Source organism: Kitasatospora sp. NPDC088742, from assembly GCF_055584905.1.
On sequence record NZ_JBVJLD010000057.1, the window covers coordinates 47,586 to 58,423 of the forward strand.

Consider the following 10,838-nt stretch of genomic DNA (forward strand, 5'->3'; position numbering starts at 1 on the left):
TCAGGAGCTGGTCGGCACGTTCGACGGCACGCCGAGGTCGGCGAGCAGGCCACGGATCCGGGCCTCGATCTGGTCGCGGATCGGGCGGACCGCCTCGACGCCCTGGCCGGCCGGGTCGTCCAGCTTCCAGTCCAGGTAGGTCTTGCCGGGGAAGAAGGGGCAGGCGTCGCCACAGCCCATGGTGACCACCACGTCGGACGCCCGGACGGCCTCGGCGGTCAGCACCTTGGGGGTCTCGGCGGAGATGTCGATCCCGACCTCGGCCAGGGCCTCGACCACCGCGGGGTTCACGGAGTCGGCCGGGGCGGAACCGGCGGAGCGGACCTCGACCCGGTCGCCGCCGAGATGGGTCAGGAAGGCGGCGGCCATCTGGGAGCGGCCGGCGTTGTGGACACAGACGAACAGCACGGACGGAACGGCGGGAGCACTCACGGCAGTTGGATCCTTCGCGGTCTGGACGGGGTCAGGCGGTGGTGGTGGCCGGGCGCGGCACCGGAGCGGGTTCGATCGGGGCGGGTGCCGGGCGGCCGAACAGCAGGACGAGGAGTGCGAGGCCGGCCACCAGGCCCACCAGTTGGGCGACGGCGAACGGCAGCACCGAGGCGGGGGCGATGCCGGCGAAGCTGTCCGTGAAGGCCCTGCCGATGGTCACCGCCGGGTTGGCGAAGGAGGTCGAGGAGGTGAACCAGTAGGCGGCGCCGATGTAGGAGGCGACCGCGGCGGGGGCGAAGCGGTCGCGGCCGGTCCGGGCCAGGCCGAAGATCAGCAGGACGAGGCCGGTGGTGGCCACGACCTCCCCCAGCCACAGGTGCGGTGACGACCGGTCATGGGTGGAGAAGGCCACCGCCGGCTCGGCGAACATCGCGTCCGCCAGCACCGCCCCCGCGATCGCACCGCCGGTCTGGGCGGCGGCGTAGGCCGCGACCTCACGCAGACCGGGGCCGCCTGAGCGCCGGCCGGTCCACCAGGCGGCCAGGGTGACCACCGGGTTGAAGTGGGCACCGGAGAGCGGGCCGAGCAGCAGGATCAGCACGCCGAGGCCGAACACGGTGGCCAGCGAGTTGGCCAGCAGCTGCAGTCCGACGTCCTGCGACAGCCGGCTGGCCTGGATGCCGGAGCCGACCACCACCGCGACCAGGGCGGCGGTCCCGACGAACTCCGCGGCGACCCGGCGGCCGAGCGGAACGGCGGCGGTCATCTCGCATCCTCGGACCGGCCCGGGGCCTCCAGCAGGGCGGACAACTTGGCCAGCGCCGCCGGGATCACCCAGTAGTAGACCCAGGTCCCGCGCCGCTCGGAGCCCACCAGGCCCGCTTCGCGCAGCACCTTGAGGTGGTGGGAGATCGTCGGCTGGGACACGTCGAACGGGCCGGTCAGGTCGCAGACGCACGCCTCGCCGCCCTCGTGGGAGGCGATCAGCGACAGCAGCCGCAGCCGCACCGGGTCCCCGAGGGCCTTGAACATCTTCGCCAGGTCGGCGGCAGCGGCCTCTTCGAGCGGCTCGCGCACCATCGGCGAGCAGCACGCGACGGCGTCGTCCTGCCCGAGCACCTCAAGTTCCAGATTCGACATGCGTCTATGTTGACAGCCATCTATCCCCAGGGGCAAGCTCCCTGTATCGAGAACTGTCGAATCAAGCATCCCGGATCGGGGAGACCGCCATGTCCCGCGTTCAGCTCGCCCTTCGCGTCGCCGACCTCGAAGGCTCCATCGCCTTCTACTCCAAGCTGTTCGGCACCGAGCCCGCCAAGCGCCGCCCCGGCTACGCCAACTTCGCCGTCACCGAACCCCCGCTGAAGCTCGTCCTCATCGAGGGCGAGCCCGGCGAGGACACCCGCCTGGACCACCTCGGCGTCGAGGTCGCCACCGCCGACCAGGTCGCCGCCGCCACCGACCGCCTCAAGGACGCCGGACTGGCCACCTTCGAGGAGAACGACACCTCCTGCTGCTACGCCCTCCAGGACAAGGTCTGGGTCCACGGCCCGGGCCGGGAGCCCTGGGAGGTCTACGTCGTCAAGGCCGACGCCGACACCCTGGGCAAGAGCGCCGACGGCGCCCCCAGCGCCTGCTGCACCACCACCGAGCAGGCACAAGCCGCCGCAGGATGCGCCTGCTGACCCACTCCGGCGCCCCGGCCGACCGTCAGATCCGCCGGTTCCCGGTGGCACTGACGGTCCGTCGAGCGTCGCGAGCGGTCAGGGCTCGGCACACCTGACGGAGGAGGCGCGGTCGGCGCCGGGGCCGGCCCAGTCGGCCCCACTGTGGCGCTCTCGGTGACAGCTTGCACGGCGAAGCGGATGCGACTCGCGCCCCCCGAAGGGGGCCTCCTTCCGGACTGGGTCCAACAGAAACAAGCAGGCATGCTTGATTTGTTCCTGAGGGCCTGTCAGGCTGCTGCGCGTCGGGCGGGGCCAGGCCAGTCGGAGGGGACTCGGGGTGCTGCGGATCGGGAACGCGTCGGGGTTCTACGGGGACCGCTTCGCGGCGATGCGGGAGATGCTGACCGGCGGGCCGTTGGACGTGCTGACCGGGGACTACCTGGCCGAGCTCACGATGCTGATCCTGGCGCGGGACCGGCTCAAGGACCCGGGGCTCGGCTACGCCCGCACGTTCCTGCGGCAGTTGGAGGAGTGCCTCGGCGAGGCCACCGACCGGAACGTGCGGCTCGTGGTGAACGCGGGCGGCCTCAATCCGGCCCGACTCGCCGAAGCCGTCCACGAGTTGGCGGCCAAGCAGGGGATCCCGCTCGCGGTCGGCGTGGTGGAGGGGGACGACGTCCTCGGACGGCCCGACCTCGGGCTGCCGCCCGGGCTGCTGGCGGCCAACGCCTACCTCGGCGGCCGCGGCATCGCCGAGTGCCTCAAGGCCGGCGCCCAGCTGGTGGTGACGGGACGTGTCACCGACGCCGCGCTGGTGAGCGGCCCCGCGCAGGCCCACTTCGGCTGGGGCGAGGGCGACTTGGACGCGCTCGCCGGGGCGGTGGTGGCCGGTCACGTGCTGGAGTGCGGGGCGCAGGCCACCGGCGGGAACTACGCCTTCTTCGGCGAGCACGACGTGACCCACCCCGGCTTCCCGATCGCCGAGCTGCACGCGGACGGTTCCAGCGTGATCACCAAGCACCCGGGCACCGGCGGTGCGGTCACCACCGAGACCGTCACCGCCCAGCTGCTGTACGAGACTTCGGGCGCGCGGTACGCCGGACCGGACGTCACCGCCCGCCTCGACTCCGTCCGGCTGAGCCAACAGGGCCCGGACCGGGTCCGGATCGACGGGGCACGGGGCGAGGCCCCACCCCCCACCCTCAAGGTCGGCCTCAACCGGCTCGGCGGCTGGCGCAACGAAGTGGTGTTCGTCCTCACCGGCCTGGACATCGAAGCGAAGGCCGAGCTGGTCAAGCGTCAACTCGCGCACCGCATCGCCGACATGGACGCCCGCTGGACGCTCGCCCGCACGGACCACCCCGACGCCGCCACCGAGGAGACCGCCTCCGCGCTGCTCCGCGTCACGGTCCGCAGCCAGGACCAGCACGCCGTCGGCCGGGCCTTCACCGCGGCCGCCGTCGAACTCGGGCTCTCCGGCTACCCGGGCTTCCACGTCACGGCCCCGCCCGGGCCGGCCACCCCGTACGGCGTCTTCGAGGCCGCCTACCTGGACGCCACGGCCGTCCCGCACACCGCCGTCCTGCCGGACGGCACCCGCCGCACCATCCAACCCTCGAAGATCACACAGATCTTGGAGCCCGCCACCGAGCCGCCTCTTCCACTTCCGCCGCCGCACGGCCCCACCCGCCGCACCCCGCTCGGCCTCGCCTTCGGCGCCCGCAGCGGCGACAAGGGCGGCGACGCCAACCTCGGCGTCTGGGCCCGCAGCGAGGCGGGCTGGCGCTGGCTGGCCCACCACCTCACCGTCGACCGCCTCCGCGAACTCCTGCCGGAGACCGCCGGGTTGACCATCCACCGCCACCTCCTCCCGCACTTGCGCGCCGTCAACTTCGAGCTGGTCGGCCTGCTCGGCGAGGGGGTCGCCTCCCAGCACCGCTTCGACCCGCAGGCCAAGGCCCTCGGCGAGTGGCTGCGGGCCCGCCACGTCGACCTCCCGGAGGAGCTGCTGTGACCACGCTGCCCACCCGCCTCGACCCGTCCTCCCCGGAGTTCGCCGAGCACCGCACCGCGATGCTCGGCAAGCTGGCCGAGCTGGACGCCGAGCACGCCAAGGCGCTGGCCGGTGGCGGCCCCAAGTACCTGGAGCGGCACCGGAGTCGGGGCAAGCTGCCGGCCCGCGAGCGGATCGAGCTGCTGCTCGACCCCGGCTCGCCGTTCCTGGAACTCTCGCCGCTCGCCGCCTGGGGCAGCGACTACCCGGTGGGCGCGGCGCTGGTCACCGGGATCGGGGTGATCGAGGGCACCGAGTGCGTGATCACCGCCAACGACCCGACCGTACGCGGCGGGGCCAGCAACCCGTGGACCCTGCGCAAGGCCCTGCGCGCCAACGAGATCGCCCTCGCCAACCGCCTCCCGCTGGTCAACCTGGTGGAGTCCGGCGGGGCCGACCTGCCCAGCCAGAAGGAGATCTTCATCCCCGGCGGGGCGCTCTTCCGCGACCTCACCCGGCTCTCCGCGGCCGGCATTCCCACCATCGCCGTGGTGTTCGGCAACTCCACCGCCGGCGGGGCCTACGTGCCCGGCATGTCGGACCACACCGTGCTGGTCCGCGACCGGGCGAAGGTCTTCCTCGGCGGGCCGCCGCTGGTGAAGATGGCCACCGGTGAGGAGTCGGACGACGAGTCGCTGGGCGGCGCCGGGATGCACGCCCGCACCTCCGGGCTGGCGGACCACCTGGCCGAGGACGAGCACGACGCGCTGCGCACCGCCCGACGGATCGTCAGGCGCCTGCGCTGGCAGAAGGCCGGGGCCTCCCCCGACCTCACCGCCGAGCCGCCGAAGTACGACGAGGAGGAGCTGCTCGGTCTCGTCCCCGCCGACCTCAAGGTGCCGTTCGACCCGCGCGAGGTGATCGCCCGCATCGTGGACGGCTCGGACTTCGACGAGTTCAAGCCGCTGTACGGGCCGAGCCTGGTGACCGGCTGGGCCGAACTGCACGGCTACCCGGTCGGCATCCTGGCCAACGCCCAGGGCGTGCTGTTCAGCCCGGAGTCCCAGAAGGCCGCCCAGTTCATCCAGTTGGCGAACCAGCGCGACATCCCGCTGCTCTTCCTGCACAACACCACCGGCTACATGGTCGGCCAGGCCTACGAGCAGGGCGGCATCATCAAGCACGGCGCGATGATGATCAACGCGGTCTCCAACAGCAAGGTCCCGCACCTCTCCGTGCTGATCGGTGCCTCCTACGGGGCCGGCCACTACGGCATGTGCGGCCGTGCGTACGAGCCGCGCTTCCTGTTCGCCTGGCCCAGCGCCAAGTCGGCGGTGATGGGCGCTCAGCAGCTGGCCGGGGTGCTCTCGATCGTGGCCCGGCAGTCGGCGGCGGCGAAGGGGCAGCCCTACGACGAGGACGCCGACGCGGCGATCCGGGCCATGGTGGAGCAGCAGATCGAGGCGGAGTCACTGCCGGTCTTCCTCTCCGGCCGGCTCTACGACGACGGGGTGATCGACCCCAGGGACACCCGCACCGTACTCGGCATCTGCCTCTCCGCGATCCACAGCGCCCCGGTGGAGGGCGCGCGCGGCTACGGCGTCTTCCGGATGTAGGCAGCAGCTACCAGAACAGAGGGACTGACGGATGATCACATCGGTACTGGTCGCCAACCGGGGCGAGATCGCCCGCCGGGTCTTCCGCACCTGCCGGGCGCTCGGCATCGCCACCGTCGCCGTGCACTCGGACCCCGACGCCGACGCCCCGCACGTCCGGGAGGCCGACGCGGCCGTCCGGCTGCCCGGTGCGACGGCGGCGGAGACCTACCTGCGCGGCGAACTGCTGGTGAAGGCGGCCCTGGCGGCCGGGGCGGACGCCGTCCATCCGGGGTACGGATTCCTGTCCGAGAACGCCGAGTTCGCCCGTGCCGTGCTGGACGCCGGGCTGGTCTGGATCGGGCCGCCACCGGAGTCGATCGCCGCGATGGGCTCCAAGACGGCGGCCAAGCGGCTGATGGCGGAGGCCGGGGTGCCGGTGCTCGCCGCACCGGCCGAGCCGACCGAGGCGGACCTGCCGCTGCTGGTCAAGGCGGCGGCGGGCGGCGGCGGGCGGGGCATGCGGGTGGTGCGCCGACTGGCCGACCTGCCGGGCGAGTTGGCGGCGGCGCGGGCGGAGGCGGGGCGGGCCTTCGGGGACGAGGAGGTGTTCTGCGAGCCGTACCTGCCGGACGGGCGGCACGTGGAGGTGCAGCTGCTCGCGGACGGTCACGGCACCGTCTGGGCCGTCGGCGACCGGGACTGCTCGCTCCAGCGCCGCCACCAGAAGGTGATCGAGGAGGCCCCGGCCCCCGGGCTCTCCGACGGGCTGCGCGCCGAGCTGCACCGCGCGGCGGTCGCGGCCGCCCGGGCGATCGGCTACCGGGGCGCCGGGACGGCCGAGTTCCTGCTCGGGCCGGACGGCCGGTGCTGGTTCCTGGAGATGAACACCCGGCTCCAGGTGGAGCACCCCGTCACCGAGTGCGTCACCGGGCTGGACCTGGTGGCCTGGCAGCTGCGGATCGCCGAGGGCGCCGCCCTGCCACCGGAGCCGCCGGCCACCCGGGGCCACGCGATCGAGGCGCGGCTCTACGCCGAGGACGCCGAACAGGACTGGCAGCCCCGCACCGGGCGGCTGCACCGGCTCGAAGTGCCGGGCGTGAGCGTGGAGTTCGAGGTCTCTTCAGCGGAGCGAGGCCTGCGCCTGGACTCGGGCGTGGACGACGGCACCGAGATCGGCCCGCACTACGACCCGATGCTGGCCAAGCTGATCGCCTGGGCACCGACCCGCCCCGAGGCGGCCCGGCTGCTCGCCACCGCCCTGGACCGGGCCCGGATCCACGGTCCTGGCAGCAACCGCGCCCTGCTCACCGCCGCGCTGCGCCATCCCGCCTTCCTAGCAGGCGAGTTGCACACCGGTTTCCTGGCCGCCCACGACCTGACGGGCCACCGCCCCGACCAGCCCCTGGCCGCCCTGGTGGCCGCCCTCGCCGGGGCCGGCTCCGGCCCGTTCCCGCCGGGATGGCGCAACCTCAGCTCCCAGCCGCAGCAGCGCCGTTACCGCTCCGAGGACGGCACCGAGCACCTGGTGCGTTTCCGGCTCGACCGCTCCGGCCTGCACGCCGAAGGCTTCGCCGACCTCGAACTCCTCTCCCGCACAACGGAGTCGGTGGCACTCCGGATCGCCGGAGTCACCCACCGCTGGCAGTTGGCCCGCTACGGCGACCGGCTCCACCTGGACGGCCCGACCGGAGCCGTCGCACTCACCGAACTCCCGCTCCTGCCCGAACCGGTGGCCACCCACGCCCCCGGCGCCCTGCTCGCCCCGATGCCGGGCACGGTCACCCGCACCGGCGCCGAACCCGGCGAGCGCGTCACCGCCGGGCAGCCGCTGCTCTGGCTGGAGGCGATGAAGATGGAGCACCGGATCAGCGCGCCCGCCGACGGCGTACTGGCCGAACTCCGCGTCACCGTCGGCCAGCAGGTCGAGCCCGGCACCCTGCTCGCCGTGGTCGAGAGCTGACCGCCACCTCATCCCTCTGTCGCACGGAAAGGACCACCCTCATGTCCGCGTCCGCACCGCTGCCCAGCACCGTCGAATCCGAGGAACACCAGGCCCTGCGCCGGGCCGTGGGCGACCTCGCCCGCCGCTACGGCCCCGAGTACTTCCGCCGCAAGGCCCGCGCCGGGGAGCCCGTAGAGGAGCTCTGGGCGGAGGCCGGCAAGGCCGGCTACCTCGGCGTCAACCTGCCCATCGAGTACGGCGGCGGGGGCGGCGGTATCACCGAACTCGCCATCGTCCTAGAGGAGTTGGGCGCAGCTGGGGCGCCACTGCTGATGATGATCGTCTCCCCTGCGATCTGCGGCACGGTGATCGCCCGCTACGGCACCCCCGAGCAGCGGCAGCGCTGGCTGCCGGGCCTGGCCGACGGCACCCGCAGGATGGCCTTCGGCATCACCGAACCGGACGCCGGCTCCAACTCCCACCGGCTCACCACCACCGCCCGCCGGGACGGCACCGACTGGCTGCTGACCGGCCGCAAGGTCTTCATCTCGGGCGTGGACCACGCCGACGCGGTGCTCTTCGTGGCCCGCACCGAGGACGCCCGGACGGGGCGGCTCAAGCCCGCGCTGTTCGTCGTCCCGCGCGAGACGCCGGGCTTCGAGTACCGGCCGATCCCGATGGAACTGGTCACCGCGGAACGGCAGTTCCAGGTCTTCCTGGACGACGTCCGGCTGCCCTCCGACGCCCTGGTCGGCGCCGAGGACGCCGGCCTCGACCAGCTCTTCGCCGGTCTCAACCCGGAGCGGGTGATGACCGCCGCCTTCGCCCTCGGCCTGGCCCGCCAGGCCCTGGACATCGCCACCGACTACGCCCGCACCCGCACCGTCTGGGACACCCCGATCGGCGCCCACCAGGCCATCGCCCACCCCCTCGCCCAGTGCGCCATCGAGATCGAACTGGCCCGCCTGATGACCTCCCGCGCCGCCCAGCTCTACGACCTCGGCCACGACCAGGCCGCCGGCCAGGCTGCCAACATGGCCAAGTACGCCGCCGCCGAAGCTGCCTGCCACACCGTCGACCAGGCCGTCCACACCCTCGGCGGCAACGGCCTCACCCAGGAGTACGGCCTCGCCTCCCTCCTCACCGCCACCCGCGTCGCCCGGATCGCCCCGGTGAGCCGCGAGATGATCCTCAACTACGTCTCCCAGCACACCCTCGGCCTCCCCCGCTCCTACTGAGCTCCAGACGCACCGACAGCCGGAACGGCCCGAGCCAGGCGATGAACCCATGACTCGGGCCGTTCCGCGGTTCACCCCTCCTCGGCCGCCCTGAACGCCGCGTCCCAGGGGTACGGCTCGGCCTGTCCGGACGCGTGCGGTACGAAGCCGCCCGGCCCGAGCAGCACCCGCACACCCGCCGCCCGGAGCACCTCCACGCTCTTCGGGAACTGCGGGTGCCCGGCCATCGTGTCCTTCACGCACGGCATGACCACCAGCCGGAGGCCGCCGCCGAACACCTGGCCGAGGCCCGTCGGATCGCCGACGGGATCGGCACCTACGACCAGCAGTCGCTCGTCTTCGGCACCACCAACACCGCGGTTCACGAGGTCTCGACGCTCGTCGATCAGCACCGCTACCGCGAGGCCCTGGACGTGGCCCGCACGGTACTGATCCCGGCCGACCGGCCGGTGTCCCGCACAGCTCGGCACCACACCGACGTGGCCCGCGCCACGCTGTTCGTAGCGGTGCACCGTGGGCCACCCCGGGCAGACCCGGCAGACGAAGACGTAGAGCCCTCCGAGCCCGCCCATCTGCATGCCGTGCACTTCGTCCTCGTCCGAGCCCCCGTCCAGTTCCCAGCCCGAGCCCGGCCGGGTCCGCTCCTCCACTGGCAGGCCGTACCCCGGGTACTCGACGGCCTCGGTCGGGTGCAGCACGCAGGGCAGCGGGACGTACTCCTCGTCGTACTCGTGGGGCTCGGGCACCGTCTCCAGCACCGGTCCTGACGCCACCTCGGCAGCCGCGCGCCAGTACAGCACCGGCACCGGCGACCACTGGTCCTGCTCGGAGTGGATCAGCGGGCACCAGAGCAGCTGGAGCAAGTCGGCACCCGACGGGTACTCCAACGCCGGTACCTCCCGGGCGTACAGCTGGAGCACCGGGACCAGGGCCTCCGGCTCGGGGCCGACAGGCGAGGTCGAGCGGCGGGGGCGGGACGGTGAAGCGCATCACGTTCCTATCGGGGGCGGCGCGCAGTGTGGTGCCGTCCTCGGACGCGCGAGTTCCAGAGAGAAGCCGAGCTCCGCCAGGCGGGCCGGCGCGCCCCCGGGGCCGGTGTCCTCCCGAGTGATCGCGGATCCGGCCACGATCGACCCCGGGTGGTACGAGACCGCGAGCATCACCGGCTCCCCCTCCACCAGGTATCGCCGCTCCCGCACCCACACCGGGTCACCCGCGCTGACGCCCAGCGCGTCGGCGAGGCGTTCCGGGCACGGCTCCTCCCGGACTGACAGCCGGTCCACCGACTGCGGCCGGCCGTCGAGGTCGAGGTCCCACACCGACCGGCCGCTGCCCCAGACGGAGCGGTCGAGGCGCCGCGTGCCGTGGCGGAGGACCGGCCGGAAGGTGCGGACCCGAGTGCCGGAGCCGCGGCGGGTCTCGGTCAGCCCTTCGGCGCCGAGCTGCGCGAGGGCCTCGCGGGCGATCCGGGCGTGCAGCGGCTCCTCGGGCACGGCAGTTCCTCCAGCTCGGTGCGGATCTCCGGGAGGAACGATAGAACCAGGAGCGGGTCAGCGGACCGCGGCTTCGAGCGGGCGGATCATCACCAGCCGGGGCCAGCGGTCCAGGCCGTGGGCGGCCTCCTCGGCGCGGATGGCGCGCTGACCGGGGGTCAGGTCGGCGTCGGGGACGGGGTGGAAGCCGCAGCGGGTGTAGTAGGGGGCGTTCCAGGGCACCTCGGCGAAGGTGGTGAGGGTGAGCGCGGGCAGGCCCTCGGCGACGGCCCGGGCGGCGGCGTGTTCGATCAGGGCGCGGCCGACGCCCCGGCGGGCGTGCGTGGGGAGGACGGAGATCTGCTCCACGTGCAGGTTGCCGTCCACGCGTTCGGCCAGCAGGTAGGCGACCGGCCGGTCGTCCACGGGGTCGACGGCGACCCAGGCCAGCCCGGACTCCTGGTAACGGGCCAACTGGTCGAGCGGGAACGGCTCG

Annotated in this window: 11 protein-coding genes; 5 read left to right on the top strand and 6 right to left on the bottom strand. The window is 73.4% G+C overall.

Going from position 1 to position 10,838, the window contains the following annotated elements:
- The 3 genes from ACZ6ZR_RS32985 to ACZ6ZR_RS32995 are packed head-to-tail and all read right to left on the bottom strand — an operon-like array spanning position 1 to position 1,572.
- A complete protein-coding gene (locus ACZ6ZR_RS32985) occupies positions 1-432 on the bottom strand; it encodes an arsenate reductase ArsC (protein ID WP_465648725.1) in 432 nt (143 codons plus the stop codon).
- A gap of 31 nt (positions 433-463) precedes the next feature.
- The gene (locus tag ACZ6ZR_RS32990) at positions 464-1,198 is read right to left on the bottom strand and encodes an aquaporin (RefSeq protein WP_465648727.1); all 735 of its coding nucleotides are present in this window, start codon (positions 1,196-1,198) and stop codon (positions 464-466) included.
- Positions 1,195-1,572, bottom strand: a complete 378-nt coding sequence (locus ACZ6ZR_RS32995) for an ArsR/SmtB family transcription factor (RefSeq protein WP_465648729.1) — start codon at positions 1,570-1,572, stop codon at positions 1,195-1,197. The genes ACZ6ZR_RS32990 and ACZ6ZR_RS32995 overlap by 4 nt, the downstream gene beginning before the upstream one ends.
- 89 nt (positions 1,573-1,661) lie before the next feature.
- Between ACZ6ZR_RS32995 and ACZ6ZR_RS33000 the strand changes: the two genes are divergently transcribed.
- The 5 genes from ACZ6ZR_RS33000 (at position 1,662) to ACZ6ZR_RS33020 (ending at position 8,870) form a co-directional block, all read left to right on the top strand.
- Positions 1,662-2,117, top strand: a complete 456-nt coding sequence (locus tag ACZ6ZR_RS33000; protein WP_465648731.1) for an ArsI/CadI family heavy metal resistance metalloenzyme — start codon at positions 1,662-1,664, stop codon at positions 2,115-2,117.
- A gap of 370 nt (positions 2,118-2,487) precedes the next feature.
- Positions 2,488-4,113, top strand: a complete 1,626-nt coding sequence (locus ACZ6ZR_RS33005) for an acyclic terpene utilization AtuA family protein (protein ID WP_465648745.1) — start codon at positions 2,488-2,490, stop codon at positions 4,111-4,113.
- Complete coding sequence (locus ACZ6ZR_RS33010) at positions 4,110-5,708, top strand: acyl-CoA carboxylase subunit beta (RefSeq protein WP_465648733.1); 1,599 nt, start codon at positions 4,110-4,112, stop codon at positions 5,706-5,708. Before ACZ6ZR_RS33005 ends, ACZ6ZR_RS33010 begins: the two co-directional genes overlap by 4 nt.
- A 31-nt stretch (positions 5,709-5,739) precedes the next feature.
- Positions 5,740-7,650: an acetyl/propionyl/methylcrotonyl-CoA carboxylase subunit alpha gene (locus ACZ6ZR_RS33015; RefSeq protein ID WP_465648735.1), complete on the top strand. Its 1,911-nt coding sequence runs from the start codon at positions 5,740-5,742 to the stop codon at positions 7,648-7,650.
- Between the two features lie 41 nt (positions 7,651-7,691).
- Positions 7,692-8,870: an acyl-CoA dehydrogenase family protein gene (locus ACZ6ZR_RS33020; protein WP_465648737.1), complete on the top strand. Its 1,179-nt coding sequence runs from the start codon at positions 7,692-7,694 to the stop codon at positions 8,868-8,870.
- A gap of 71 nt (positions 8,871-8,941) precedes the next feature.
- On the opposite strand, the gene ACZ6ZR_RS33025 is transcribed toward ACZ6ZR_RS33020, so the two are convergent.
- The 3 genes from ACZ6ZR_RS33025 to ACZ6ZR_RS33035 all read right to left on the bottom strand — a co-directional run.
- Complete coding sequence (locus ACZ6ZR_RS33025) at positions 8,942-9,790, bottom strand: hypothetical protein (protein WP_465648739.1); 849 nt, start codon at positions 9,788-9,790, stop codon at positions 8,942-8,944.
- A 69-nt stretch (positions 9,791-9,859) separates the two neighbouring features.
- Positions 9,860-10,363 carry a UTRA domain-containing protein gene (locus ACZ6ZR_RS33030; RefSeq protein WP_465648741.1) on the bottom strand — a complete coding sequence of 168 codons (504 nt, stop codon included), beginning with the start codon at positions 10,361-10,363 and terminating at the stop codon, positions 9,860-9,862.
- A 57-nt stretch (positions 10,364-10,420) separates the two neighbouring features.
- Positions 10,421-10,838, bottom strand: a 418-nt coding sequence (locus ACZ6ZR_RS33035) for a GNAT family N-acetyltransferase (protein WP_465648743.1), incomplete at its 5' end; no start/stop codon positions are given.